The following is a 25,279-nucleotide window of genomic DNA, read 5'->3' as shown; positions in this document are numbered from 1 at the left end:
CGTTGTTAACTGGGTGTCTTCGAGGCCTGGCGACTTTCCTCGTCGGCACTTTCCTCGACAGTTCGTTCTTCGCCTTCCTGACTCGACGGAAGATTGTAGGACCCGTAATGAGACATCAGCTCGGCCAGGATCGCTTCCCTGTGCTGCCCGAGTCCCGGAGAGCTGGATGGCATGTCAGCATCGAGATCCTCACGACCGGTCAGCTTGATCGGGTTACCGGCGGTCCTGAAGGATTTTCCGGCCTGGCCCTGAACCTTGACGATCATGTTGCGGGCTTTAAGTTGTGGATTATCGAATAGCTTGTCGATGGTATTGATCGGCGAGCAGGGAACCCCCTCCTCGTTGAGCAAGTCGACCCAGTGTTGAACCGGTTTTTTCGAAAGCACTTCTTCCATCTCGGCGACCATCGCCGGGCGATTCTGGCAACGCAGGTCATTAGTGATGAACCTGGGATCGAACGCCAGTCTCGGCACACCCAGCACGTCGGCCATCAAGAGGAAAAGCGTATCGTTACCGGCGGCAATCACGATCTTTCCGTCCTTGGCACGAAAGCTTTCGAAGGGTGCCAGTGACGGATGGCAGTCGCCGGTCCGGTTGGGCACTTTTCCCTCGATGTCATAGCGAGCCAGTGCCGTTTCCATCAGTGCCGCCTGGCAGTCGAGCATGCCGATATCGACCCGGGTACCCTGGGCATCCTTGGTGCGGCTGTAGATGGAGGCGATGATGCCCACCGCAGCGAATAATGCCGCGCTCAGGTCGCCGAAACTGGTACCGACTCGTGACGGCTCGCCGTCCGGCCAGCCCGTCAGGCTCATGATTCCGCCCATGGCCTGCACGACCATGTCGTAGCCGGGCAGTTCGCTGAAGGGCCCGGTATGGCCGAACCCCGAAATGGAGGAGTAGATCAGGTGCGGGTGCGTCAAGGCCAGGCGGTCGGGACCATACCCCAGGCGCTCCATCACGCCGGGCCGGAAATTCTCGACCAGCACGTCGGATTCATCCAGCAGTCGCTCCAGAAGTTCACGGTCACGCGGTGACTTGATGTCCAGGACGATGCTTTCCTTGTTGCGATTGAAGCAACTGAAATAGGCGCTCTCGCCCTCGACGAAGGGACCGAACTCCCGCGTATCGTCGCCGGTACCGATTTTTTCAACCTTGATGACGCGGGCGCCCAGGTCGGCCAGCACCATGGTGCAATAGGGTCCGGCAAGCACTCGGGAAAAATCGAGCACGGTGATGCCGTGAAGAGGGCCTTTTTTAGGCTCCATTTGCATAGAGGCGGCCATCGGTTTCCTCCCAGATCATTGTATGGTTCATTGTGATTTCAGGATCCATCCCGCTGCCTTCTCGGCGATCATCAAGGTCGGCGAATTGGTGTTACCGCTGGTGATGGTGGGCATCACGCTGGCATCGACGACCCTCAGGCCGTGAACGCCCTTGACCCGAAGATGCGAGTCCACCACGGCCTGCGGGTCGTCCTGGCGCCCCATCTTCGCGGTGCCCACCGGGTGGAAGATGGTGGTACCGATGTCGCCGGCCAGCCGTGTCAGGTCCTCGTTGCTCTGGTACTCCAGCCCAGGCTTGAACTCCTCCGGCGAATATTTCGCGAAGGCGGGCTGCTCGGCGATGCGTCGGGTGACCCGCAACGAGTCCGCGGCCACCTGACGGTCTTCGGGAGTGCTCAGGTAGTTGGGCGCGATGGCCGGGGCCTGTCGTGGATCGCGACTCTTGATGCGCACCGTGCCCCGACTGGTGGGATTGAGGTTGCACACGCTGGCGGTGATTGCCGGAAAATCGTGGAGCGGCTGGCCGAAGGCCTCCAGGCTCAGCGGCTGCACGTGATACTCGAGATTGGGATACGGCTGATCATCTGAGCTGCGCGTGAAGGCACACAGCTGGGACGGCGCCATGCTCATGGGGCCGGAGCGCTTGAGAACGTACTCCAGGCCGATCTTCGCCTTGCCCATGAGCGAGCTGGCCATGGTGTTGAGGGTCTTGGCCCCGGTCACCTTGTACACCGAGCGAATCTGCAGGTGGTCCTGCAGGTTTTCCCCCACGCCCGGCAGGTCGGCCACCACGGGGATGCCGTGCTCGGCCAGCAGATCCGCGGGGCCGATCCCCGAGAGCTGCAGCAAGTGCGGTGAGCCGATTGCGCCTGCGGAGAGGATCACCTCACGGCTGGCCGTCGCCACGACCCTCTCGCCATCCCGCTCGGTCTTGACGCCACTGCAACGCGGCACGCCGCCTTCGTCCTGCTCGACCTCGAGTCCCAGCACCTGAGTGGAATGCCACAGGGTCAGGTTGTCACGCTTCTCGACGCCACGCAGAAAGGCCTTGGACGTGTTCCAGCGCCAACCGGAGCGCTGGTTGACCTCGAAGTAGTCGACACCCTCGTTGTCGCCGCGGTTAAAATCCCGCGTCCGCGGGATGCCGGCCTCCACGGCAGCGGTGGCGAAATCGTCCAGCACCTGCCACTTCAGGCGCTGCTTCTCGACCCGCCATTCACCACCATGGCCGTGGAAGTCACGATGGGCGGCATCGGCGTCGCCCCCGTCATCCAGGCGATGGTGATCCTCATGCTTCATGAAGTCGGCAAGGCAATTCTCCCAGCGCCAGGCGTCGTCGCCGGTGAGCTCGGCCCAACCGTCATAGTCGCGAGCCTGGCCACGCAGATAGAGCATGCCGTTGATGCTGGAGCAGCCGCCGAGCGTCTTGCCGCGGGGATAGATCAATGAGCGGCCGTTGAGCCCCTGGTCCGGCTCGGTGCGAAACCGCCAGTCGGTACGGGGATTGTCGATGCAGTAGAGGTAGCCCACCGGGATATGAATCCAGTGGTAGGTGTCACGACCGCCCGCCTCGATCAGCAGCACCCGGTTGGCCGGGTCGGCACTGAGGCGGTTGGCGAGCAGGCAGCCGGCGGTGCCGGCGCCCACCACGATATAGTCGAAGGCGTGTTTATCGTTGGAATGGTCAGCCATGTCATGCTCTCGTTCGACATGCCGACCATACCGCCACCCGGGTGGCGGTACTCGGTCGCTGGCGGAAACCAGCTGGCCGGCCGGCATGCCTGTCGGTCATTGAGGGAGGAGTTACTTGGACGTCGGCATCGCGAACTCGGCCCCGTGCTCGATGGAGCTCGACCAGCGCTGCATGATCGACTTCTGCTTGGTGTAGAAGCGCACGCCCTCCTCGCCGTAGGCGTGGGTGTCACCAAACATCGAGCGCTTCCAGCCGCCGAAGCCGTGCCAGGCCATCGGCACCGGGATCGGCACGTTGATGCCCACCATGCCCACCTGGATGCGGCGGCCGAACTCACGGGCCACGCTGCCGCTCTCGGTGAAGCAACTCACGCCGTTGCCGAACTCGTGATCGTCGATCAGCTGGATCGCCGTGGCCACGTCCGGCACCCGCACGCAGACCAGCACCGGACCGAAGATTTCCTCCTTGTAGATGGTCATCTCCGGGGTGACGTGATCGAACAGGGTGCCGCCCATCCAGAAGCCGTCGGCACAGCCTTCCCCGGTAACGGAGGGATCGAAGTCACGACCGTCGACCACCAGTTCGGCGCCCTCGGCCACGCCCTTGTCGATGTAACCGGTGATGCGCTGGTGGGCCTGGGCCGTGACGATGGGGCCCATCTCGGCATCGAGCTCCATGCCGTTCTTGATCTTGAGCGCCCGGGTCCGCTCCGCCAGACGCGGCACGAGCTCATCGGCCACATCGCCCACCAGCACCGCCACGCTGATTGCCATGCAGCGCTCGCCGGCGCTGCCGTAGGCCGCGCCGATCAGGGCGTCGACGGCCTTGTCGAGGTTGGCGTCGGGCATCACCACCATGTGGTTCTTGGCGCCGCCGAGGGCCTGAATACGCTTGCCCTGGCGAGCGCCACGCTCGTAGATCAGGTTGGCGATGGGCGTGGAGCCGACGAACGACAGCGCCTTGACGTCGGGGTGGTCGAGCAGCGCCTCCACCGAGTCCTTGTCGCCCTGCACCACGTTGAACACGCCATCCGGCAACCCGGCCTGCTTGAGCAGGTCGGCCATCAGCAGCGAGGCGCTGGGATCCAGCGGGCTCGGCTTGAGGATGAAGCTGTTACCGGCAGCGATGGCCAGCGGGAACATCCACATCGGCACCATGGCCGGGAAGTTGAACGGGGTGATACCGGCCACCACGCCCAGCGGCTGGCGTGTGGTCCAGTTGTCGATGCCGGTGCTGACCTGCTCGGTGTAGTCCCCCTTGAGCAGCTGCGGGATGCCACAGGCGAACTCGACGATATCGATGCCCCGCGCCACCTCGCCCTGGGCATCGGTGAACACCTTGCCGTGCTCCCGGGTGATCGCCTCTGCCATCTCATCCTTGTGGGCATTGAGCAGCTCCAGGAACTTGAACATCACTCGCGCGCGCCGGATCGGCGGGGTATCGGCCCAGGCCGGAAAGGCGGACAGGGCGGCGGCCACGGCAGTGGACACATCGGCCTGGGAGGCCAGCGCCACCTGCCCCGTCACCTGGCCGGTGGCCGGATTCGTGACGGCCTGGCTCTGGCCGGATTCGCCGGCTGACATTTGCCCATTGATATAATGCTGGATGCTGGCTGTGGTCATGGTCGCCTCGTCTTGTCGTTGGTCGGGTCATCGTCAGGTCGCATCACTGCTGCTATCAGAAGCGATGCCATGGGCGCCAAGATGAGCTGGACCGTCACCAGGATCAATTGAGTAATTTCTAACCAGGATATAAGGTTTACAAATACCGCAGAACACAGGAGCGACACGCCCCATGCAGGAGCTTCAGAGCCTGCGCGCCTTCGTCACCGTCGCCCAGGAGGGCAGCGTGTCAAGAGCCGCCGAGCGTTTGCATCTGACCCAGCCGGCGGTCAGCCTCAAGCTCAAGCTGTTTCAGGAGAGCCTCGGCCTCACCCTGTTCCAGCGACATCCCAAGGGGCTGTCGCTGACCGAGGATGGTCAGGCCCTGTTGCCCGCCGCCGAGAAGGCCCTCGCGGCCGTGGCCACCTTCGAGCAGAACGCGCGCACCCTGCACAGCACCCTGCGTGGTCGGCTCAAGATCGGCACCATCGTGGACCCGGAATTCGTGCGCCTGGGCGCCTTCCTGCACCGCCTGGTGGAGCGGGCGCCGCAGCTCGAGACGGAGCTGCATCACGGCATGAGCGGCACCGTACTGGAGTGGGTGCGTCGCGGCGAACTGGACGTCGGCTTCTTCCTGTCGCCGCCCGGCGAGGGCCCGGACCTCCCCGGGATCGCCCACCGTGAGCTCACCCACTTCCACTACCACGTGATCGCCCCGGCCGGCTGGGGCAGCCGACTGGCCGGCGCCGACTGGTCCCGGCTCGCCACCCTGCCGTGGATCACCACGCCCGAGAACTCGGCCCACCACCGCCTGCTGCACGGCGTGCTCGACCCACTGGGTATCGTGCCCAGGGGCGTGGCCCAGGTGGACCAGGAGGCCTGCATGCTCGATCTGGTGCGCGCCGGGGTCGGGCTCAGCCTGGCCCGGGATGCCCTGGCCATGGCCGAGCGCCAGGAGCGCGGCCTGACGGTCGCCGAGGGCGTGCGCCTTCCCTGTGCGCTGAGCTTCATCTGGCAACGTGATCGCGGCGAGGAGACGGTGATCGCCGAGGCCCTGGAGGTGCTCTCCCGGGTCTGGGGTACGCCGGAGTGACGACGCCACGCCCTGACCACCGTGGCCCTGACAGCAGAGAGGAGGAAGGATGACGGGGCTCGAGGCCTGGGAGTATGCCCTGATCGGGCTCATCTTCGTGTGGAGCGGCTTCGTCAGGACCAGCCTCGGCTTCGGCGGTGCCGTGCTGTCGCTGCCCTTCCTGCTGCTGGTGCTCGATGAGCCGCTGGTCTTCCTGCCGATCATCGCCGTGCACCTGCTGATCTTCTCCAGCTGGATCGCCTGGCGCGGCCACCGCCAGCTGGTGGCCGCCAACGACGGCCAGGCACCGACCGAGGGCAACATCGACTGGGGCTACCTGCTCAGGGCGATGAAGGTCATGATCATCCCCAAGCTGATCGGGGTCGTCGGCCTGCTGACCCTGCCGGGCAATGTGCTGAGCAGCATCATCTTCGTGATCGTGATGGTCTACGCGGTCGGCTATGTGCTCGACAGGCCCTTTCGCAGCCACAACCGCGTCCTGGACGGGGTGCTCCTGGCGCTGGGTGGCTACGTCAGCGGCACCTCGCTGATCGGCGCTCCACTGATCGTCGCGGTGTTCGCCACCCACGTGGCCGCCCACCAGCTGCGCGACACCCTCTTCGTGCTCTGGTTCATCCTGGTGCTGATCAAGATGGTCTCCTTCGTGATCGCCGGCGTCGACCTGCAGCTCATCCACCACCTGTGGCTGCTGCCCTGCGCCCTGCTCGGCCACCTGCTGGGCGAACGCGCCCACCAGCACATGCTCGCCAGCCGCACGAACCTCTACTTCCGGGTGCTCGGCGGGGTCCTCATCCTGGTCAGCGTGGTGGGGCTCTATGGCTCGGCGGGCTGAGTCTCGTGGCGCGAACCGCCGGCAGGGGCTCGCCACATGAACGCCGAATGAACGAGGCGTTCAGGCTGCTGCAAGGCGCACAGGTGTAAGACGGATCATGTACCCCACAGAGAGGAGTGATCCTGATGCACTGGCTCGATACCGAACACCGCTATGGCGCCGTCTCCCGCGCCCTTCACTGGTCCATGGCCCTGCTGGTGCTGCTGATGCTGGGCAGCGACTGGTGGATGGAGGAATTCGAGGGCCTCGGCGAGGCCGCCGCGATGACCCTGCACCAGAGCATCGGCATGACGCTGCTGGCGCTGCTTGCCTTTCGCCTGGCCTGGCGCGTCGTCAACCGCGGCCGCCCGGTACCGCCCGCCCACTGGCGTCTGGCCGCGCGGCTCGGCCATCTGGTCCTCTATGCCCTGCTGCTGGTGATCCCGCTGAGCGGCCTGCTGGCGGCCATCGGCAGCGGCGAGGGCGTGACGCTCTTCGGCGTGCCGCTGGTCGCGGCGGGTGCCGAGATCGAGTGGCTCGAGGAGGCCTTCGAGGAGACCCACGAGGTGCTCGCCAACCTGCTGTGGTTCGTCATCGCCGGTCATGTGATCGCCGCCCTGGCGCACCAGTGGTGGCTCGGGGAGCGCAGCCTGCAGCGCATGACCTGACCGCCCCACGCAGCGGGCCCGGCGCGAGGCTGTCGCGCCGGGCCCGCTGCGTTCAGGAGTTGACGCCGGGGCCTGTGGCCCCGGCGGTGGCTCAGTCCTGCTCCACCTCGAGCAGCTCTCCGCCACGGCTCTTGACCTCGAGCTCACGGCCATCGGCGTCGCGGCCCTCGATCTCGATGCGACCGTCGCGGTCGACCTCGACCTCCTCGAACTCGGCCAGGCCCTCGTCCATGGCCAGGACCATCGCCTCGCGAACCTCGGCCTCGCTCATGCCCCAGGCGCCACCCTCACGACGCTTGCGTTCCTCCCTGAGGCTCTCGCCGCTCTCCAGCGAGAAGCGCACCTCGGCACGCCACTCGTCGTCGAGCCAGCCCTCCACCGTGAAACGGTCATTGCGCTGCGCCTCGATCTCCTCGAAGGACTGGAAGCCGAAGGCGCTGGCCTGGGCGAGGATGTCATCGAGCCGCTCCGTCGCCTGGCGCCCATCCTCGGCCTGGACCAGGGTGGCGGCGCCCAGCAGGGCGGCCAGGGAAGCGGTCAGTATCATCTTGCGTTGCATGGGTCATTCCTCCTCTGCGGGTTGCCGGTCCGTTGTACCGCGGCGGACCTTGCCACAGGGTGACGGCGCCGTTCATGCTGCATTCATGTTCGGCCTGGCACGCTGTCACCATGATCACAAGACGCCTGCTCTCCCCCAATTCCCGCCCGTGCCTAGCGGCACTGGCGGCTCTCTTCGTCCTGCTGGCCGCATCCCCCGCGCCGGCAGACGAGGCGTGGCGCGACCTTCACGAGGCGGTGCGCGAAGGGAGAGTCGTGCCCCTGTCCGACATCCTCGACTGGCTCGAGGCCCGCTATGTGGGCCAGGTCCTGGAGGTGGAGCTCGAGCGTGACGATGGCAGGATGATCTACGAGGTCGAGATGCTCGGCCCCCAGGGCCAGGTGGTGGAGTTCGAATTCGATGCCGCCAGTGGCGAGCTGATCGGCATGGAGGGCGTGAACATCGACGGCATGAGGCGCGAGCCATGAAGGTGCTTCTGGTGGAGGATGACCGGGCGCTGGCCGAGGCGCTGCAAGAGGCCCTGGGTGACGCCGGCGTGCTGATGGAGACCGCCGCCACCGGCGGCGAGGCGGACTTCCTGGTGCGCACCGAGGCCTATGACGCGGTGATCCTGGACCTTGGCCTGCCCGACGGTGATGGCAGCCGCTGGCTCGCCGAGTGGCGCGAGGACGCCATCGACACGCCGGTGCTGGTGCTCACCGCCCGCACCCGCTGGGCCGACAAGGCCGCCGGCTTCTCCGCCGGCGCCGACGACTACGTCACCAAGCCCTTCGAGACCGCCGAGGTGCTGTTCCGGCTGCGCGCCCTGGTGCGGCGCAGCCACGGCCACGCCCACCCGGTGCTGAGGATCGGCGAGCTTGCCTTCGACACCCACACCGGCAGCGTCACCCTGGCCGGCCGCCCGGTGAGCCTGACCGCCCAGGAGTCGCGGCTGCTCGCCTACCTGGCCCACGCCGCGCCCGGCGTGGTGAGCCGCAGCGAGCTCGCCGAGCACGTCTACGACCGCGACCACGAGCCGGACTCCAACGTCATCGATGTCCAGATCAGCCGGCTGCGCCGCAAGCTCGGTGCCGCCCGCATCCAGACCCACCGAGGCCAGGGGTATCGTCTGGTCGGAGACGACGAGACACCATGAGTCGACTGCGGCGTCTGTCGCTGGCCAGCCGCCTGCTGCTGGCCTCCCTGCTGACCCTCGCGATCGCGCTGCCGCTGGCCGGCGCGGGGCTCTCCCACTACTTCCGCACCACCGCGACGGGCGCCTTCGACGAGCGCCTGGACGCCCTGCTCAACGTGGTGGTCGCCGGTCTCGACTGGGACTCGGCGCAGCAGCGGCTGGTGCATGAGCGCTCGCTGGGCGACCCGCGCTTCGAGCAGGCCCTCTCCGGCTGGTACTGGCAGATCAGCGACGGCGGCGAGCGGGTGCTGACCTCCCGCTCGCTGTGGGACCAGCGCCTGCCCACGCGCCAGCACCGCGAGCTGATTCTGCGCGACCTGACGGGACCCCGCGGGACGCCGCTGCGCGTCATCGAGCGCGATATCCTGCTGGCATCGCTGGACGGCCCCCTGCATGTCAGCGTGGCCGTCTCTAGGGAAGCGCTGGACACGGAGCTCGCCCGCTTCACCCGGCTGGTCACGCTCTTCCTGGTCGGGCTGGGGCTGCTGCTGCTGGCGACCCTGGCCCTGCAGGTGCGCTGGGGCCTGGCCCCGCTGCGCCGGATACAGGCCGACCTGCAGCGGGTGGAGAACGGCGACGCCGAGCGCCTGGATACGCGCCTGTCGCCGGAGCTCGCGCGCCTGGCCCGGGCCATGAACGGGGTACTGGACCGCGACCGGCGACTGATGACCCATGCGCGCCACGCCGCGGGCAACCTGGCGCACGCGCTGAAGACCCCGGTGAGCGTGCTGACCACCCTCGCCGACGGGATCGAGGAACCCCGCCGCACGCGCCTCCGTGACGAACTGGCGCGCATCGATGCGGCGGTCCGCCACCACCTGGCCCGCGCCTCGGCGGCCGGGGACACCGGCCTGGCGCCGCGCCTCGCCGCCGGCGAGGTGCTCATGCCCATCCTCGCGGGGCTTGGCCGCCTGGCCGAGCGACGCGGCATCACCCTCTGCCACGACTTGCCGGCCTCCATGCGCGTACGCATGGAGGCCCAGGACCTGCAGGAACTGGTCGGCAACCTGCTGGACAATGCCCTGCGCTGGGCAAACGGACGGGTCGAGATGCGCGGCGGCAGCGATGCCGAGGGAAGCTGGCTGGAGGTCGAGGACGACGGGCCGGGCATGGACGAGGCCAATCGCCAGGCCGCCCTGGCCCGCGGCGCCCGGCTCGACGAGCAGCGCCCGGGCAACGGCCTGGGCTTGGCCATCGTGGCCGACCTGGTGAAGCTCAATGGCGGCCGGCTGGAGCTAGCCCGCGCGCGCCTCGGTGGCCTGGCAGTGCGCGTCTGGCTGCCCGACCGCCCCTTCCAGTCCGCCGGCTGATGCGGCGCGCGCGACCCTGCCCTGACGGGCACATTGACACCCCTTCCGCGCCGCCGTGCAATGGCGGCACCGACCCCTGTCAGGAGCGCTCCATGCCCCCGTTTCCGCTGCGCTACGGCGCCTATGTGATCAGCCTGCTCGGCCTCGCCGGCAGCCTCCTCGGCGCCGAGGAAGACCCTGGCTGGTGGTGGGGCGTGCTCGGGTTCGGCCTGCTCGTCGCCCTGGGCAGCCATGACATCCTCCAGCGCAGGCGCACGGTGAGCCGCAACTACCCGATCCTCGCCCACCTGCGCTACAACCTGGAGTCGTTCGGTCCGGAGCTTCGCCAGTACATCATCCAGCCCGACAACGAGGCGGTCCCCTTCTCCAGGGAGCAGCGCCGGCTGGTCTACCAGCGCGCCAAGGACATCAGCGACAAGCGCCCCTTCGGCTCGCTCTGCGACATGCGCACCCCCGGCTACGAGTGGATGAGCCCCTCGCTGTCGCCGGCCCGCATCGACGACCCGGACTTTCGCATCACCATCGGGGCCGGGCGTGCCAGGCCCTATCGGGCCAGCGTGTTCAACATCTCGGCGATGAGCTTCGGGGCGCTCTCCGCCCATGCCATCAGCGCCCTCAACCAGGGGGCAAGGCTCGGCGGCTTCTACCACGACACCGGCGAAGGCGCGATCTCCCCCCACCACCGGCATGGCGGCGACCTGGTCTGGGAGATCGGCTCCGGCTACTTCGGCTGCCGAGACGAGCAGGGCCGGTTCGACCCCGAGCGCTTCCGTGAGCAGGCCACCGCGGACACGGTGAAGATGATCGAGATCAAGCTCAGCCAGGGCGCCAAGCCGGGCCATGGCGGCATCCTGCCCGCCGCCAAGGTGACTGCCGAGATCGCCTCGACCCGCGGCGTGACCATGGGCCAGGACGTGGTCTCCCCCGCCGCCCACTCGGCCTTCTCCACGCCCCGCGAACTGATCCACTTCATCCGCCGGCTACGCGAGCTCTCCGGTGACAAGCCGGTGGGCATCAAGCTGGCCATCGGGCATGCCTGGGAGTGGTTCGCCCTGGTCAAGGCGATGCTGGAGGAGGACGAGGCCCCGGACTTCGTGGTGGTCGACGGCGGCGAGGGAGGCACCGGCGCCGCCCCGCTGGAGCTGACCAACCGTCTGGGCATGCCCCTCACCGAGGCCCTGCTGCTGGTGCACAACACCCTGGTGGGCGCCGGGCTGCGCGAGCGGGTGTCCCTCGGGGCCGCCGGCAAGGTGATCAGCGCCTTCGATCTCGCCCGCGCCATGGCCCTGGGCGCCGACTGGTGCAATGCCGCCCGGGGCTACATGTTCGCCCTGGGCTGCATCCAGGCCCAGAACTGTCACACCGACCGCTGCCCAAGCGGCGTGGCGACCCAGGACCCGCTGCGCGGCAGCCGGCTGGACGTCGAGCACAAGTCGCGCCGGGTCGAGCGCTTCCACGCCAACACCCTCGCGGCGCTGGCCGAGATGCTGGCCGCCGCCGGCCTCTCCCATCCGCGGGAACTCGGCCCCGAGCACGTGATGCATCGACTCTCCGCCCATGAGGTGAAGAGCTTCGACGAGCTCTACGACATCCTGCCCCCGGACGAGCTGCTGAATGGCGGCGCCTCACGCCATCCCGTGTTTCGCGACTACTGGGACCTCGCCGACCCCGACCACTTCGACCCGCCCGACGCGCTGGCACGGCGGCGTCACAGCAAGCTGGTCTAGCGGCCCGGGCATCGGGCCTCGGGGAGACGCTCAGTCGCGCTGCTCCCCGGACGCCGCGGGTTCATCGGCGCAGTGGTGCCGGCTCTCGAGCTGGATGGTGGCATGGGAAAGGCCATAGCGCTCCACCAACAGCGAGCGGATCGCCAGCAGAGCGGCCTGGCGATCCTCGCCCTCGTCGATGGCCGCATGCAGCGAGACGAGATGGCGTCCCGGCGTCAGCGACCAGACATGCACGTGATGCACGTTGCAGACCGCCTCGAGCTGCTCGGGAATCTCCCGGCGCAGCGCCGAGGGATCGACGCCCGCCGGCGCCCCCTCCAGCAGGATGTGCCCGGACTCCCGGGTCAGCTTCCAGGCACTGCGCAGGATCAGCAGAGCCACCAGCATCGAGAGCAGCGGGTCGATGGGCATCCAGCCGGTGGCGAGGATCACCAGGGCCGCGACGATCGCCGCCACCGAGCCCAGCAGGTCCCCCAGCACGTGCAGGGCGGCCCCGCGAATATTGAGGTTCTCGCGGTCGCCGAAGTGCAGGATGGCGAACACCACCACGTTGACCAGCAGTCCCAGGCCGGCGATCACCAGCATGGTGCTGCCCGTCACCTCCACCGGCGACAGCAGCCGACGGATCGCCTCGATGAGGATCCAGACCACGATGGCGATCAGCGTCAGGCCGTTGACGAAGGCGGCGAGGATCTGCACCCGGTGGTAGCCGAAACTGCGCTTCTCGTCGGCCGGCCGGCGACTGATGCGCGCGGCGAACCAGGCGAGCGCGAGGGCCGCGGTGTCGGTGAGCATGTGGCCGGCGTCGGCGAGCAGGGCCAGCGAGCCGGAGAGGATGCCCCCGACCACCTCGGCGACCATGAAGCCGCCGGTCAGCAGGATCGCCCAGAACAGCCGGCGCTGGCTGTCCAGACCGGTGTGAGGTGTGGCGTGATGCGAATGGTGATGGTGATGATCGTGTGCCATGTGCCCTCCCTTGCCAGGCCCCCAGCATACCGCAACGGCTGCCGGTGAATCGGCCCTCATCGCACGCCGCCCGGCAGCGCGCCGTCCGTCGGGCGCCCCTTATCCGATGAAGGGCGCCACCAGCAGGCCACCGGCCAGCCAGGCCAGGGAGAGCACCACCATGGCTTGCAGCACGCGGCTGCCCAGGGAGGTGCCGCCGCCCCCGTGATCATGGTGGTGATGCCCACCCGCCTGGCGCCCCCGCCACCAGAGAAAGCCCAGCGCCGCCGAGGCGGCCAGGAAGATCAGGTTGAGGACGAAGCCGTAGTTGAACGCGAAGAAGTCGCGCTCGGTGATCGCGCCCGCGCCGCTCCCCTGGGGCAGCCAGCCGAGCAGGTCCATGCCGAGGTGCAGCAGCAGCGCCGTCACCACCAGGGTGCTGAGCAGCAGCGCCAGGATGTAGAGCGCCATGCGCCAGCCGTAGTAGGTGGCATTGATACGCAGCACCGGCAGCACCACCAGGTCGGAGAAGATGAAGGCCATCACCCCCGCGAAGCTCACGCCGTTGTCGAAGAGCACGGCGGCCAGCGGAATGTTGCCCATGGAGCCGATGAAGGTGAAGAAGGCCGCCAGCGGGCCGACCAGCGCCTGCGCCAGCAGGGCGAAGAAGCCGGGATCGTCGTCGCCGGCGCCGAGAAACAGGGCCTGGAAGAAGCTCTCCGGCACGAAGGCGGCGATCACGCCGGCCACGGTGAAGCCGATCAGCACGTCCTTCCAGACCATCTGCCACTCCATGACGTAGGTCTGGCCGATCCGACGCCAGCCCTCGCGGCTCTTCACGGTCTGTCGCCAATCCGGCACCTGCTCCTCGTCGTGCTCGTCGTCGCCCTCCAGCCGCTTACGCACTCGCGCGATGAGTGCCTCGGGACGGGTCAGGCGGATGAAGGCCCAGGCCAGCAGGATCAACAGGATGCCGCCGGCATACTCGCCGACCACGAAGGGCCAGCCCAGGAAGATCGCGATCACGAACCCGAGCTCCACCACCAGGTTGGTGGAGGCCAGCATGAAGGCCAGGGAGGGCGCCAGGCCGGCACCCTTCTGGAAGAGCGTGCGGGTGGTCGCCAGCGCCGCGAAGCTGCAGGAGCTGGAGATGAAGCCGAAGACGCTGGCCAGCAGCATGCTGCGCGGACCATCCGTGCCCATGGCGCGCTGCATGCGCTGCCGGGTGACCAGCACCTGGATCAGGCTGCTGATCAGGTAGCCCAGGGCGAAGGCCCAGAGCGCCATCCAGAAGAAGCCCAGGCTGGTGAGGGCCGCTTCGCGCCATAGCGACAGGAAGTGTTCCGTCATCCGCTCCTCCTCCGACGGTCGTCGAAAGGGCGGGCCGGGAGCCCCCGGCCCACCATGGATGACGAATAAGGCTAAACCCTTGGGTGGCCCAAGGGTCAAGTCGGCGGCGCCCCGGAAGCGGCAATAGAGACGCTGGGTGCCCGCGCCGGTGGGTCACATCACCGGCACGCCGATCAGCCAGGCATGCAGGTAGAGGGCGAACACGAGGTAGGCCGCCAGGCCGATCACCACGGTGGCGACGGTGCCGACCGCGCTCGGGGCGGCGATCTCTGGCCGGGGACGACGGCGCGCCGCACGGAAGTCGGCCACCGCCCACAGCAGGAAGGCGCCGAAGAGCACGATATCGGAAAGCCGGCCGTTGGCCAGCAGGTGGGCGAAGGCCCACAGCTTGACCGCCAGGATCATCGGATGACCGAGCTTCGCCTTGAGGTGGTTGCGCGGCACATACGCCGCCACCAGCAGCACGAAGGCAGGTATCATGAACAGCGAGACGGCATGGCGAAGGCCCAGCGGCGGCTGCCAGACCCACACCGGGTCCAGGCGCGTCTGGCCGTAGCCCCAGATCGCGAGGGCCAGGCCGAGGATCGAGACCACCGAGTAGGCCGCCTTCCAGGGCAGCTCGCCCATTCGCTGGATCTGGGCGCTTCGCCAGTCGTCAGCCAGGATGCGCACCGAGTGCGCACCGAGAAAGATCAACAGGCCGAGCAGCATCACGGTCATGGTCAGGGTCTCCATCAGGGGGAAAGGGACAAGGGGAACCTTGCCGCCGCCAGCCTAGTCGGTTGACCCGGCCGCGACCAGTGAACTCGGCCGCCACGGCTCATTGATGCAAAGGACTGCCATGTCTTCCGACACCGCCCCCCTGCCCGAGGTCCTCGCCGGCCCCATCCTGCGTCGCCTGAGCGCGGAGCGCCTGGTGATCTGGCTGGTGGGCTCACGCCCCCTCGCGCCGAGCCTGATGCTGCACCCGGCCGGGCACACGCCGCGCCGGCTGGTACTCAACGATTCCCGCCTCACGCGGCTGCCGCTCGGTCGCCATGCCTGGCTGCACCTGATCGACGTGCCCCTCGAGACGCCCCTGCCCCGCGGCGTGCGCATCGACTACGACCTGAAGCTGCCCGGGGAGTCCGGCGCGACCGGCATCGCCGACTGGGCGCCCCACCTGCTGCACGAGGGCGCGACGCACCCCTGCTTCGTGCTCGCCGAGCGCCACGGCCGGCTGCTCCACGGATCCTGCCGTCGCCCCCACCACGACGGCCCGGACGGCCTGGTGCGCGCCGATGCCTGGCTCGCCGAGCGGCGCGCCTCGCCCGAGGCCTGGCCGGCTTGGCTGCTGATGACCGGGGATCAGGTCTACACCGACGACGTGGCCGGCCCGATGCTGGTGGCCATCCACGGCCTGATCCGTCGCCTGGGGCTCTTCGACGAGACCCTGGAGGGCGCTACCGTGGCCGACAGCCAGGCGCTCTACGCCGATCCCGCCGGCTACTATCGCCGCGAGGCGCTGCTGCCCGAGGCCGAGAGCAGCGAGAAGGTGCGCAAGGGCTTCTTCGGCGGGGCGCGCAAGCCGGTGTTCACCTCGGCCAACGCCCACAATCACCTGATGAGCTTCGCCGAGGTGATCGCCATGTACCTGCTCGCCTGGTCGCCGACCCCGTGGCGCCTGGTGGACATGGAGGCGCCGACGCTGAACGAGGAGCACGCCGCGCGCTTTCGCACCGAGAAGGCAGTGATCGAACGCTTCGCCGCGGGCCTGCCCGCCGCCGCCCGGGTGATGGCCCACCTGCCCTCGCTGATGATCTTCGACGACCACGACATCACCGACGACTGGAACCTCACCGCGGACTGGGAAAGTACCGCCTACGGCCACCCCTTCTCGAAGCGGATCATCGGCAACGCCCTGCTGGCCTACCTGCTCTGCCAGGGCTGGGGCAACGACCCGGACCGCCTGGCCGAGCCGCTGGATGACGCCGCCTCGCTGCTGTCGCGCGCCGCCGACCACGAGGGCTGGCTGCCCGCCGGGGAGCAGGACGCCGTCATCGAGCGGCTGCTGCGCCTCCAGGGCTGGGAGGTCGAGGTCGAGGGCGACCCCAAGCTCGTGATCCTCGACACCCGCACCCGGCGCTGGCGCAGCGAGCGCAGCCCCACGCGCCCCTCCGGCCTGATGGACTGGGAGGCGCTCTCGGAGCTGCAGCAGAACATGCTGGGGGCGGCGTCGGTGGTGATCGTCTCGCCGGCGCCGATGTTCGGCGTCAAGCTGATCGAGACCATCCAGCGGCTCTTCACCCTGGCCGGCCGGCCGCTGCTGGTGGATGCCGAGAACTGGATGGCCCACCGCGGCGCGGCGAGCGTGATGATGAACATCTTCCGCCACTCCCGCACCCCGGGCCACTACGTGATCCTCTCCGGCGACGTGCACTACTCCTTCGCCTACGACATCCGCATCCGCCACCGCCGCGAGGGGCCGAGGCTCTGGCAGATCACCTCCAGCGGCGTGAAGAACGCCTTCCCCGACACCCTGCTCGACTGGTTCGACCGCCTGAACCGCTGGCTCTATGCGCCGCGCTCGCCGCTCAACTGGCTCACCAAACGGCGGCGCATGGTGATCTCGCCGCGCGACCCCGACCGCGCCAAGGCCGGCGAGCGGCTCTGGAACGGCTGCGGCATCGGCCTGGTGGAGCTCGACGGCGAGGGCCGCCCCAGCGACATCCGCCAGCTCGACGCCCGCGGCTTCGACGTCCGCTTTCCCGAGCCGGACAAGCGATCGCCCGGCGGTTGACCCCGTCCGCCGGCGCGGCCGGCCAAGTGGAAATTCAGGGAGTGCATGAACCGGCGTGTCCTGCGATGCTGTTGCTCACACGCCGTCAACAAGGAGCGAACGGTGCAGGACGAGAGCGCACGACTGGACGATCAGCTGGCCGTGCAGGCGTTGATCGCGCGAGATACGTCCTTGCAAACCACCCTCGAGGACCTCGCACGTGTGATCGGGTACCCGCTCGGCGACACCCGAGTCTCGATCCGAGTGTGGGACCCCGACCGGCGCACCCTCGAGCTGATCGCGGGCGAGCACCTCTCGGCGGCCTTTCGAGAGGCCATGCGCTGCGTGTCGCTCGATGCACCGGCCGGCACCTGCGGGGCGGCCGCCGCGACCCGCCGGCTCGCGATCACCGAGCGAATCGATACCGACCCCCGCTGGCAGGGCCTGCACGGGCTGGCGTGCGACGAGGGGCTGGCCGCCTGCTGGGCGATACCGGTCACCTCGGCCGAAGACGAGCTGCTGGGCACCCTGGCGACCTACCACACCAAGCCCCGTGCCCCCAGCGAGCACGAGCAGGCGCAGCTCCAGCGCGCCGCCGGCCTGGTCGCCCTGACCATCGAGCGCCATCGCGATCGCCGGGCACGCCTCGAGATGGAGCAGCGCTTTCGCTCGCTGTTCACCCAGCACCCCGACGCGGTGTTCGAGTTCGACCTGGAGGGCCGGTTTCTCAGCTGCAACGCCTCGGCAACGCGCATCACCGGGTTCAGCGAGGCGTGGCTCAAGGGGCAGCGCTACCATGGCTTCGTCGCCGCGGAGGATCTGCCCACCATCGAGACCGCCTTCAATCGTGTCTGCCAAGGCGAGACGCAGCAGCATATCTACCAGAGTACTGACGCCGACGGGCGGGACTACACCCTGGAGGTCACCAACCTGCCCATCGTCGTCGATGACCGGGTCGTCGGCGTCTACGGCGTGGGGCGCGACATCACCCGGCGCCGAGCGCAGGAGCAGCAACTGCGCCTGCTGGCCCGCGGCATCGACGCCAGCCGCAATGGCGTCATCATGGCCGATGCCAGCCTGCCGGACATGCCGCTGATCTTCGTCAACGAGACCTTCCAGAACCTCACCGGCTACGCGCGAGACGAAGTCGTGGGCCGCAACTGCCGCTTCCTGCAGGGGCCGGATACCGACCCGGTGACGGTCGCCCGCCTACGCCGGGCCGTGGCCGAACGCAGCGAGATCCAGGTGACGCTGCGTAACTATCGCAAGGACGGCTCGGCGTTCTGGAACCACCTCTATCTGGGTCCCGTCCTCGACGACGAGGGCCACTGCACGCACATGATCGGCATCCAGCAGGATGTCTCGCGAGTTCGCGAGTACGAGGATCGTCTCGCCCACCAGGCCAGCCACGATTCACTCACCGGGCTGCCCAACCGTCAGCAGTTCGTCTCGCGCCTGGCCCAGCACTACCGCCGCGCCTGCCGCGAGAACGACTTTCTCGCCCTGCTCTACATCGACCTGGACGACTTCAAGCCGATCAACGACGGCCTCGGGCACCACGTCGGCGATCGTCTGCTGGAGCAGGTGGCCCAACGTCTCGTCGCCCTGCTCGACCAAGGCGACATCGCCTCGCGGCTGGGCAGCGACGAGTTCGCCCTGCTGTTGACGAGCGTCGAATGCGAGCGGGACGTGCTGGCGAGGGCCGAGGCGATCCTCGACACCATGTCGCGGCCCTTCGAGCTCGAGGAGTACCGCCTGCACATCAGCGCCAGCATCGGCATCGCCTCGAACCAGGACGCCTTGGGCCAGGCCGCGGAGCTGCTCCAGTCCGCCGACCTCGCCATGCAGGAGGCCAAGCAGCAGGGGCGCAACACCTGGCAGTGGTACGGCGACGAGGTCGCGAGCCTGATGGGCGAGCACGTCGAGATGCGCCTCGAACTGCAGGAGGCGATCCGCGAGGGGCAGTTCCTGCTGCACTACCAGCCCATCGTCGACACGCGCACCGGCGAGGTGCGCAGCGTCGAGGCACTGGTGCGCTGGCAGCATCCCGAGAAGGGCATGATCTCGCCGGGGCTCTTCATCCCGCTGGCCGAACAGACCGGGCAGATCGTCGCCATCGGGCGCTGGGTGCTGCAGCGGGCCTGCCAGGACATGGCCCGCCTGCACGCCGAGGGCGGGCCGGCGCTGCCGGTGGCCGTCAACATCTCGCCGCTGCAGTTCCGTCGGGCCGGCTTCCTCGCCCAGGTCGAGCAGGTCCTCGAGACCAGCGGCTGGCCGGCCCAGCGACTTGAGCTCGAGGTGACCGAGGGGGTGCTGATGTCCGGCACCGACCGGGCCATCGAGGTGCTGCATGCACTGCGCCGGCGCGGCGTGCAGGTGGCGATCGACGACTTCGGCAGCGGCTTCTCCAGCCTGCGCTACCTGCGCCAGCTGCCGATCAGCAAGGTCAAGCTCGACCGCAGCTTCATCCACGACATCACCCACAACGGCGACAACGCCGCCATCGTCCAGGGCGTGATCACCATGGCCCATCACCTGGGGCTCAAGGTGGTCGCCGAGGGCATCGAGACCCCGGAGCAGCGGCGCGACCTCATGGATCGCCAATGCGACCTGCTGCAGGGCTTCCTGTTCTCGCATGCCGTGCCCCTCGATCGCCTGGCGCGACTGCCGGCGCATCTGCCACCCCCGACGGCGTGATCGTCCGGTCACGCCTGGTCGACCTTGCCATCATGCTCACTCCACGCTTCAGCAAGCGGCCAGGCGATCGATGTGAAAGACACCGTGCAGGGCGGGTGCGCCAGAATGCAAAACGCCTGCCGAGACAGGCAGGCGTAACAGGGACTCCGACGAGGAGGCCTGACCCGGTTCAGGTCACCTGGTTTTTGTGGCGACCCTCATGGATCTCCTCTACCAGCTTGTGGCAGAAAATATCCAGATCCCGGGGCTTGCGGCTGGTGACCAGTCCGTTATCGACAACGACCTGGTCATCGACCCACTTCGCCCCGGCGTTCTCGAGATCCTTCATCACCGAGGGATAGGAGGTCAGGGTGCGTCCGGCGACGACCTCGGCATTGATCAGGATCCAGGGCGCATGGCAGATGGCGCCCACCGGCTTGCCGGCCTCGAAGAAGTGCCGCACGAAGCTCAACGCACGGGAGTCCTGCCGGAGGGCGTCGGGATTGAAGAGACCTCCGGGCAAGACCAGGGCATGGTAGTCGGTAGAGTTGGCCTCATCGAGGGACCTGTCGACCTCGTAGGTTTCGCCCCACTCGCTCTCGGCCCATGCGCGAATTTCCCCGGCCTCGGGAGATACGATCTCCACCGTGATGCCCTGAGCATCCAGCTTGGCCTGGGGTACCGCCAGCTCGGATTCCTCGAAACCGTGCGTGGCGAGGATGGCGACACGCTTGCCGTCGACCTGTTGGCTCATGGTGAACTCCTTGTTGGAGAAGAATCGCTGACCCGCAACCTCGGGCCAGCTGCCTCACCCCATGACCTCGGGGTGGCGATCCGCGAGCACAAGCCTCCGTGACGTAACGAAATGCATCCCCGGTCTCATGGCGTATGGCGACGCCGCCACAGGATCAGCCCACCGGCCATCACCAGCCAGGTCATGGCCGCGGCCACGCTGTCGTCGAGCACGATGCCGATGCCGCCGGGCAGCGCCTCGGCCATGCTCACCGGCAGCGGCTTGGTGATGTCGAAGAACCGATAGATCACGTAGGCCCCGGCCAGGGCCACGGGATGGCGCGCCGCGGCCAGACCGAGCACCGCCACCGGAAAGGCGACGATCTCGTCGAGCACGATGCGCCCGTCGTCCTTGAAGCCCAGCACGGTCGCGGCCTGATGGCAGACCGGCATGGCCGCCACCAGCAGCGCCGCGGTGAGGCCGAGCTGCACCCGCCGCGTGCGCCCCAGCAGCCACCAGGCGAGCGGCAGCCCCAGCAGCGACCCGATCGTGCCCGGGGCCCAGGGCGAGAGCCCCAGGCCAAGCCCCGTCGAGAGGGCCATCAATAGCGTCTCCATCCCTGCTCCCTGTCTCTGAACGCCGGCATCGAACGACATGCACCAAACGGCATGCGCCGAACGCTCGACACCTTACCCCCGGCTCGCCGCGCCGTCGACGCCGGCGTCATGCCGCGGCCGTGTCGGCCATCGGGCTTCGACAAGCGGCGCCCGGCGACGCATCATGGAGCGTTCATCCACCGGACCCTGCCGCACCGACCATGAGCCACGACACCACGGCACGCAATCGACGCATGACCCACTTCGACGACCAAGACGCGCTCTGGCTGTTCGGCTACGGCTCGCTGATCTGGAAGGCCGACTTCCCCTTCCTCGAGCGTCGCCGCGCCCATGTCCACGGCTGGGTGCGACGCTTCTGGCAGGGCTCCCACGATCATCGCGGCACCCCCGAGGCCCCCGGCCGCGTGGCCACCCTGGTGCGCGAGCCGGGGGCCATCTGCCACGGCATGGCCTATCGCATCGCCCCCGAGGTGCTCGGCCCGCTGGATGTCCGCGAGAAGAACGGCTACCTGCGCGAGCTGACCCGGCTGCACTTCGACGACGGTGGCCAGCCGGCGGGCGCCGATGGGCTCCTCTACCTGGCCACCGAAGAGAACGCCGCCTTCCTCGGCGATGCCCCGCTCGACGCCATCGCCGCACAGATCGCCGTCGCCCACGGCCCCAGCGGCCCCAATCGCGACTACCTGGTCCACCTGGCCCGGGCCCTGCGCGAACTCGGCGTGGACGACCCCCACGTGTTCGCGCTGGCAGCGCGCCTGCCCCACCCGGCAGCCGCCGACTGCCCCCACGACCCTGAATAACAAGGAGAAGATCCTCCCATGAGCGTGACCCTCGACGACATCCGCCAGGCCGCCGCCCGCCTCGAGGGCAGCGTGGAGCATACCCCCTGCCTGCGCTCCGCGACCCTCTCCCGGCTCACCGGCTGCGACGTCTACATCAAGTTCGAGAACCACCAGTTCACCGCCTCCTTCAAGGAGCGCGGCGCGCTGAACCACCTGCTCGCGCTGACGCCCGAGGAGCGGGCGCGGGGCGTGATCGCCATGTCCGCCGGCAACCACGCCCAGGCAGTGGCCTACCACGCCGCCCGGCTGGGCATCCACGCCACCATCGTCATGCCCCGCCACACCCCCAACCTCAAGGTGCGCAACACCCGCGACTTCGGCGCCGAGGTGCACCTGGAGGGCAATGGCGTCGACGAGGCCGGCGCCTACGCCCAGCGCCTCGCCGAGGAGCGCCAGCTGGTCTTCGTGCACCCCTACGACGACCCGCGGGTCATCGCCGGTCAGGGCACCATCGCCCTGGAGATGCTCGAGGCACAGCCCGACCTGGACTGCCTGGTGATCCCCATCGGCGGCGGCGGGCTGATCAGCGGCAACGCCGTGGCGGCCAAGGCGCTGAAGCCCGACATCGAGGTGATCGGCGTGCAGACCCAGCGCTTCCCGGCCATGCAGCAGGCGCTGGCCGGCGAGGAGGTGCACTGCGGCCTGGCCACCCTGGCCGAGGGCATCGCCGTGAAGCAGCCCGGCAAGCTGACGCTGGAGATCGTGCGCGAGCTGGTCAGCGATATCGTGCTGGTCGACGAGCCCGAGATCGAGCGCGCCATCCTGATGCTGCTGGAGATCGAGAAGAGCGTGGCCGAGGGCGCCGGCGCCGCGGGGCTCGCCGCCCTGCTCAGCGACCCCGAGCGCTATCGCGGTCGCAAGGTGGGGCTGGTGCTGTGCGGCGGCAACATCGACATGCTGGCGCTCTCCTCGGTGATCCAGCGCGGCCTGGTGCGCTCCAACCGGATCGTGCGGGTGCGGGTGGGCATCCCCGACGTGCCCGGCTCGCTGGCCGAGCTGACCCAGCTGCTCGCCGAGCAGCGCGCCAACGTCATCCAGATCGCTCACCAGCGTACCTTCACCGACCTCTCGCTGCGCGCCACCGAGGTGGAGGCCACCCTGGAGACACTGGGCAGCGACCACACCCGCGAGGTGATCGCCGCGCTGCGCACCGAGGGCTACGACCCGGTGCTGCCCGCCAACGAGGTGCACCCGGACGAGCGCTGGGCCACCGACCCCGAGGGCCATCACTGAGATGACCACGCTGGCGATCTATGTCGCCGCCGCCGTGGCCGAGATCGCCGGCTGCTTCAGCGTCTGGGCCTGGTGGCGGCTGGACAGGTCGGCCCTGTGGCTGATGCCGGGGCTCGCCAGCCTGGCGCTCTTCGCCTGGCTGCTGAGTCTCTCCGGGGCCGACTACGCCGGGCGCGCGTACGCTGCCTATGGCGGGGTCTACATCGCCACCTCGGTGGCCTGGCTATGGCTGGTCGAGCAGCGCCTGCCCGATCGCTGGGACCTCGCCGGGGCGGGCCTGTGCCTGCTGGGCGCCGGCGTCATCCTGCTCGGGCCCCGGCCCGCGGGCTGATCTCCGTCATGGAGCGACCTCCGCCACGGGGCGATCTCTGGCAGAGGATCGACGGCAGGCGTACCCTATATGCATTCGTGACCCCTATCCTCCCATCACCTCAACCAAAGGAAGCGTGATGAGCAGCAAGATCAACGTGTCAGCCCCCCTGGTCATCCTGCATGGCGACGAGATGGCGCAAGTGGCCTTCGAGCGCATCCTCGAAACCTTCGTGACCTCCCGGCTGGACGTCGACCTCGTGGAGATCGACCTGACCGCAGAGAACCGCCTGGTCACCAACGGCCAGGCGGTGATCGATGCCATCGAGGCCCTCAAGCAGTACGGCGTGGGCGTGAAGAACGCGGGCATGACCGTGAACCGCGCCCAGCTGGGCGAACTGCTGGCCAAGCACCCGGAGCTCGACGGCACCACGCTGCACCCGCTGGCCACCAAGTCGCCCAACGGCGCCATCCGCAAGGGCATCGGCGGCAACATCACCCGCGAGGACATCCAGTTCCGCAACCTGGAGTTCAACACCCCGGAGTGGATCGGCCGCGATATCGAGGTCGACACCATGACGACCGGCGGCAGCAAGGACAGCTTCAACGAGCTCTCCAGCGCCACCGGCATCGTCAAGCTGCTGTTCGTGGGCCAAAGCGGCGACCCGGTGGAGCTGCACCGCCGCGAGGTGAAGAAGGGCGACCCCTGGCTGCTCGCCACCAACGACATCGACCAGGTCAAGGCCTGGGCGCACCGCTTCTTCCAGCGCGCCATCGACGAGAAGCGCGATATCTACCTGGGCCTCAAGGACACCGTGATCGCCGGCTACGACGGCGTGATGCGGGCCGCCATCGAGGGCATCTACGAGAGCGACTACCGCGCCCAGGTCGAGGCGCTGGGGCTCTCCTACCACTACGAGCTGATCGACGCCCAGGCCGCGCGCATCGTCGCCAACCCGCCGGAGCGGGCGCTGTGGGGCGTGCCGGACAACACCACCGGCCGCAAGCTCTACAAGCTGGTCGAGCAGCTCAAGGTCCACGGCATTCCCAAGCGCAAGGCCCACGTCTCGCTGTCGCGGATGAGCGCCGGCGGCGGCGACCAGTACGGCAGCTACAACGCCCCCGCCCTGGAAGACGGCATCCTCAAGGTGGTGGTCGACGGCGAGGAGAAGCACGCGCGCCACGTCAAGCAGGGCGATCCGATCCTGCTGATGTCCAACGACCACGAGGCGATCAAGGACTGGGTCACCCAGGTGTTCCGCGACGCCTCGCGCAAGGACAAGGAGGTCTACTTCGGCCTCAAGCGCGAGTACATGGAGTACGACGACGTCTTCAGTACCGCCATCACCGACGTGCGCCGCGAGCTGGCGAAGGCCGACACGCCGCCCCCGTCGTTCATGATCATGCGGCCCTCACGGCAGCTCATCAAGATGATCACCGACCCGCCGCGTAACGCCCTCTACCCGGCGCAGAACCTCGACGGCGATATCTTCTCGGACATCTCCGCGGCGCTCGGCGGCAGCCTCGCCACCGCCAGCTCGATCATCGAGAGCAAGAACGGCACCATGCTCTTCGAGGCGCCCCACGGCACCGCCCACGACCTCTACCTGAAGTACCTGGAGAGCGACGGCCGCGAGGCGCACTTCAACTCCTCCGCGCTGATCTTCGCCGTGGCCAACGCCCTGGAGACCCTGGGCGAGCGCGAGGCCAACGCGGCCCTGGTCGACTACGCCACCGGCCTCAAGGCGGCGCTGATCGACACCGTCGCCGACGGCGTCATCACCGGCGACCTCAAGGGCAAGACCACCGATCCGGCCGCCGAGACGCTGGTCGATATGCAGGGCTTCCTGGACGCCGTGGCCGAGCGGCTTCCCGAATGAGGACGCGGCGTCAC

At 68.4% G+C, this 25,279-nt stretch carries 22 protein-coding genes; 13 read left to right on the top strand and 9 right to left on the bottom strand.

All coding sequences use genetic code 11. From position 1 onward, the window contains the following. Positions 1-5 precede the first annotated feature (5 nt). From ACGTNG_RS11590 to ACGTNG_RS11580, 3 genes are all read right to left on the bottom strand, one after another. Complete coding sequence (locus ACGTNG_RS11590) at positions 6-1,286, bottom strand: CaiB/BaiF CoA transferase family protein (protein ID WP_394577170.1); 1,281 nt, start codon at positions 1,284-1,286, stop codon at positions 6-8. A 27-nt stretch (positions 1,287-1,313) separates the two neighbouring features. Next, positions 1,314-2,978 carry a GMC family oxidoreductase gene (locus tag ACGTNG_RS11585; protein ID WP_394577169.1) on the bottom strand — a complete coding sequence of 555 codons (1,665 nt, stop codon included), beginning with the start codon at positions 2,976-2,978 and terminating at the stop codon, positions 1,314-1,316. Between the two features lie 111 nt (positions 2,979-3,089). Beyond that, a complete protein-coding gene (locus ACGTNG_RS11580) occupies positions 3,090-4,601 on the bottom strand; it encodes a CoA-acylating methylmalonate-semialdehyde dehydrogenase (RefSeq protein ID WP_394577168.1) in 1,512 nt (503 codons plus the stop codon). 172 nt (positions 4,602-4,773) lie between these two features. Between ACGTNG_RS11580 and ACGTNG_RS11575 the strand changes: the two genes are divergently transcribed. From ACGTNG_RS11575 to ACGTNG_RS11565, 3 genes are all read left to right on the top strand, one after another. Then, entirely contained in the window at positions 4,774-5,673 is a 900-nt protein-coding gene (locus ACGTNG_RS11575; RefSeq protein WP_394577166.1) for a LysR family transcriptional regulator, read from the top strand. Between the two features lie 49 nt (positions 5,674-5,722). Continuing rightward, positions 5,723-6,505 carry a TSUP family transporter gene (locus ACGTNG_RS11570; protein ID WP_394577165.1) on the top strand — a complete coding sequence of 261 codons (783 nt, stop codon included), beginning with the start codon at positions 5,723-5,725 and terminating at the stop codon, positions 6,503-6,505. A gap of 125 nt (positions 6,506-6,630) precedes the next feature. Next, positions 6,631-7,152 carry a cytochrome b gene (locus tag ACGTNG_RS11565; protein WP_394577164.1) on the top strand — a complete coding sequence of 174 codons (522 nt, stop codon included), beginning with the start codon at positions 6,631-6,633 and terminating at the stop codon, positions 7,150-7,152. A 91-nt stretch (positions 7,153-7,243) separates the two neighbouring features. Here ACGTNG_RS11565 and ACGTNG_RS11560 read toward each other — a convergent pair whose 3' ends face one another. Continuing rightward, complete coding sequence (locus ACGTNG_RS11560; protein WP_394577163.1) at positions 7,244-7,711, bottom strand: PepSY domain-containing protein; 468 nt, start codon at positions 7,709-7,711, stop codon at positions 7,244-7,246. Between the two features lie 110 nt (positions 7,712-7,821). Between ACGTNG_RS11560 and ACGTNG_RS11555 the strand changes: the two genes are divergently transcribed. The 4 genes from ACGTNG_RS11555 to ACGTNG_RS11540 all read left to right on the top strand — a co-directional run bounded on the left by ACGTNG_RS11555 (position 7,822) and on the right by ACGTNG_RS11540 (position 11,922). Continuing rightward, positions 7,822-8,178 (top strand): PepSY domain-containing protein, encoded by a 357-nt coding sequence (locus tag ACGTNG_RS11555; RefSeq protein ID WP_394577161.1) that lies wholly within the window; start codon positions 7,822-7,824, stop codon positions 8,176-8,178. After that, positions 8,175-8,846 carry a response regulator transcription factor gene (locus tag ACGTNG_RS11550; RefSeq protein WP_394577160.1) on the top strand — a complete coding sequence of 224 codons (672 nt, stop codon included), beginning with the start codon at positions 8,175-8,177 and terminating at the stop codon, positions 8,844-8,846. The genes ACGTNG_RS11555 and ACGTNG_RS11550 overlap by 4 nt, the downstream gene beginning before the upstream one ends. Beyond that, entirely contained in the window at positions 8,843-10,195 is a 1,353-nt protein-coding gene (locus tag ACGTNG_RS11545; RefSeq protein ID WP_394577159.1) for a sensor histidine kinase, read from the top strand. The genes ACGTNG_RS11550 and ACGTNG_RS11545 overlap by 4 nt, the downstream gene beginning before the upstream one ends. A 92-nt stretch (positions 10,196-10,287) precedes the next feature. Continuing rightward, positions 10,288-11,922, top strand: coding sequence for an FMN-binding glutamate synthase family protein (locus ACGTNG_RS11540; RefSeq protein WP_394577158.1), 1,635 nt, complete (start codon positions 10,288-10,290; stop codon positions 11,920-11,922). Between the two features lie 30 nt (positions 11,923-11,952). Here ACGTNG_RS11540 and ACGTNG_RS11535 read toward each other — a convergent pair whose 3' ends face one another. From ACGTNG_RS11535 to ACGTNG_RS11525, 3 genes are all read right to left on the bottom strand, one after another. Next, entirely contained in the window at positions 11,953-12,888 is a 936-nt protein-coding gene (locus tag ACGTNG_RS11535; protein WP_394577156.1) for a cation diffusion facilitator family transporter, read from the bottom strand. Positions 12,889-12,987: 99 nt separating this feature from the next. Continuing rightward, positions 12,988-14,217 (bottom strand): permease, encoded by a 1,230-nt coding sequence (locus ACGTNG_RS11530; RefSeq protein ID WP_394577155.1) that lies wholly within the window; start codon positions 14,215-14,217, stop codon positions 12,988-12,990. 153 nt (positions 14,218-14,370) lie between these two features. Then, positions 14,371-14,937: an NnrU family protein gene (locus ACGTNG_RS11525; protein ID WP_394577154.1), complete on the bottom strand. Its 567-nt coding sequence runs from the start codon at positions 14,935-14,937 to the stop codon at positions 14,371-14,373. A 121-nt stretch (positions 14,938-15,058) separates the two neighbouring features. On the opposite strand from ACGTNG_RS11525, the gene ACGTNG_RS11520 reads away from it, so the two are divergent. Together ACGTNG_RS11520 and ACGTNG_RS11515 are read left to right on the top strand one after the other, a co-directional pair. After that, positions 15,059-16,996: a metallophosphoesterase family protein gene (locus ACGTNG_RS11520; protein WP_394577153.1), complete on the top strand. Its 1,938-nt coding sequence runs from the start codon at positions 15,059-15,061 to the stop codon at positions 16,994-16,996. Positions 16,997-17,098: 102 nt separating this feature from the next. Beyond that, entirely contained in the window at positions 17,099-19,672 is a 2,574-nt protein-coding gene (locus tag ACGTNG_RS11515) for a sensor domain-containing phosphodiesterase (protein ID WP_394577152.1), read from the top strand. Between the two features lie 169 nt (positions 19,673-19,841). Here the strand turns inward: ACGTNG_RS11515 and ACGTNG_RS11510 are convergent, their stop codons facing one another. Beyond that, positions 19,842-20,405, bottom strand: coding sequence for a type 1 glutamine amidotransferase domain-containing protein (locus ACGTNG_RS11510; protein WP_394577151.1), 564 nt, complete (start codon positions 20,403-20,405; stop codon positions 19,842-19,844). A gap of 125 nt (positions 20,406-20,530) precedes the next feature. Continuing rightward, positions 20,531-21,001: a phosphatidylglycerophosphatase A family protein gene (locus ACGTNG_RS11505; RefSeq protein WP_394577150.1), complete on the bottom strand. Its 471-nt coding sequence runs from the start codon at positions 20,999-21,001 to the stop codon at positions 20,531-20,533. Positions 21,002-21,201: 200 nt separating this feature from the next. On the opposite strand from ACGTNG_RS11505, the gene ACGTNG_RS11500 reads away from it, so the two are divergent. The 4 genes from ACGTNG_RS11500 to ACGTNG_RS11485 all read left to right on the top strand — a co-directional run bounded on the left by ACGTNG_RS11500 (position 21,202) and on the right by ACGTNG_RS11485 (position 25,265). Further along, on the top strand, positions 21,202-21,801 hold the full coding sequence (locus ACGTNG_RS11500) for a gamma-glutamylcyclotransferase (RefSeq protein WP_394577149.1): 600 nt from the start codon (positions 21,202-21,204) through the stop codon (positions 21,799-21,801). A gap of 18 nt (positions 21,802-21,819) precedes the next feature. Next, the gene (locus ACGTNG_RS11495; protein WP_394577148.1) at positions 21,820-23,076 is read left to right on the top strand and encodes a threonine ammonia-lyase; all 1,257 of its coding nucleotides are present in this window, start codon (positions 21,820-21,822) and stop codon (positions 23,074-23,076) included. A 1-nt stretch (position 23,077) separates the two neighbouring features. Further along, positions 23,078-23,407 (top strand): YnfA family protein, encoded by a 330-nt coding sequence (locus ACGTNG_RS11490; RefSeq protein ID WP_394577147.1) that lies wholly within the window; start codon positions 23,078-23,080, stop codon positions 23,405-23,407. Between the two features lie 118 nt (positions 23,408-23,525). After that, the gene (locus ACGTNG_RS11485) at positions 23,526-25,265 is read left to right on the top strand and encodes an isocitrate/isopropylmalate family dehydrogenase (protein WP_394577146.1); all 1,740 of its coding nucleotides are present in this window, start codon (positions 23,526-23,528) and stop codon (positions 25,263-25,265) included. Positions 25,266-25,279 lie beyond the last annotated feature (14 nt).

This window comes from Halomonas sp. B23F22_3 (assembly GCF_043496965.1).
Taxonomy (GTDB): Bacteria; Pseudomonadota; Gammaproteobacteria; order Pseudomonadales; family Halomonadaceae; genus Halomonas.
The sequence above is the reverse complement of the archived record's forward strand: the minus strand, read 5'-3'. Positions and strand labels throughout refer to the sequence as shown.

What these genes read in the sequence shown, in the direction of transcription:
- ACGTNG_RS11535 (WP_394577156.1), bottom strand. Translation starts at nt 12,888, where the DNA reads ATGGCACACGATCATCACCATCACCATTCGCATCACGCCACACCTCAC.
- ACGTNG_RS11530 (WP_394577155.1), bottom strand. Translation starts at nt 14,217, where the DNA reads ATGACGGAACACTTCCTGTCGCTATGGCGCGAAGCGGCCCTCACCAGC.
- ACGTNG_RS11490 (WP_394577147.1), top strand. Translation starts at nt 23,078, where the DNA reads ATGACCACGCTGGCGATCTATGTCGCCGCCGCCGTGGCCGAGATCGCC.
- ACGTNG_RS11500 (WP_394577149.1), top strand. Translation starts at nt 21,202, where the DNA reads ATGAGCCACGACACCACGGCACGCAATCGACGCATGACCCACTTCGAC.
- ACGTNG_RS11560 (WP_394577163.1), bottom strand. Translation starts at nt 7,711, where the DNA reads ATGCAACGCAAGATGATACTGACCGCTTCCCTGGCCGCCCTGCTGGGC.
- ACGTNG_RS11520 (WP_394577153.1), top strand. Translation starts at nt 15,059, where the DNA reads ATGTCTTCCGACACCGCCCCCCTGCCCGAGGTCCTCGCCGGCCCCATC.
- ACGTNG_RS11555 (WP_394577161.1), top strand. Translation starts at nt 7,822, where the DNA reads ATGATCACAAGACGCCTGCTCTCCCCCAATTCCCGCCCGTGCCTAGCG.
- ACGTNG_RS11580 (WP_394577168.1), bottom strand. Translation starts at nt 4,601, where the DNA reads ATGACCACAGCCAGCATCCAGCATTATATCAATGGGCAAATGTCAGCC.
- ACGTNG_RS11570 (WP_394577165.1), top strand. Translation starts at nt 5,723, where the DNA reads ATGACGGGGCTCGAGGCCTGGGAGTATGCCCTGATCGGGCTCATCTTC.
- ACGTNG_RS11525 (WP_394577154.1), bottom strand. Translation starts at nt 14,937, where the DNA reads ATGACCGTGATGCTGCTCGGCCTGTTGATCTTTCTCGGTGCGCACTCG.
- ACGTNG_RS11485 (WP_394577146.1), top strand. Translation starts at nt 23,526, where the DNA reads ATGAGCAGCAAGATCAACGTGTCAGCCCCCCTGGTCATCCTGCATGGC.
- ACGTNG_RS11540 (WP_394577158.1), top strand. Translation starts at nt 10,288, where the DNA reads ATGCCCCCGTTTCCGCTGCGCTACGGCGCCTATGTGATCAGCCTGCTC.
- ACGTNG_RS11510 (WP_394577151.1), bottom strand. Translation starts at nt 20,405, where the DNA reads ATGAGCCAACAGGTCGACGGCAAGCGTGTCGCCATCCTCGCCACGCAC.
- ACGTNG_RS11575 (WP_394577166.1), top strand. Translation starts at nt 4,774, where the DNA reads ATGCAGGAGCTTCAGAGCCTGCGCGCCTTCGTCACCGTCGCCCAGGAG.
- ACGTNG_RS11505 (WP_394577150.1), bottom strand. Translation starts at nt 21,001, where the DNA reads ATGGAGACGCTATTGATGGCCCTCTCGACGGGGCTTGGCCTGGGGCTC.
- ACGTNG_RS11550 (WP_394577160.1), top strand. Translation starts at nt 8,175, where the DNA reads ATGAAGGTGCTTCTGGTGGAGGATGACCGGGCGCTGGCCGAGGCGCTG.
- ACGTNG_RS11585 (WP_394577169.1), bottom strand. Translation starts at nt 2,978, where the DNA reads ATGGCTGACCATTCCAACGATAAACACGCCTTCGACTATATCGTGGTG.
- ACGTNG_RS11495 (WP_394577148.1), top strand. Translation starts at nt 21,820, where the DNA reads ATGAGCGTGACCCTCGACGACATCCGCCAGGCCGCCGCCCGCCTCGAG.
- ACGTNG_RS11565 (WP_394577164.1), top strand. Translation starts at nt 6,631, where the DNA reads ATGCACTGGCTCGATACCGAACACCGCTATGGCGCCGTCTCCCGCGCC.
- ACGTNG_RS11545 (WP_394577159.1), top strand. Translation starts at nt 8,843, where the DNA reads ATGAGTCGACTGCGGCGTCTGTCGCTGGCCAGCCGCCTGCTGCTGGCC.
- ACGTNG_RS11590 (WP_394577170.1), bottom strand. Translation starts at nt 1,286, where the DNA reads ATGGCCGCCTCTATGCAAATGGAGCCTAAAAAAGGCCCTCTTCACGGC.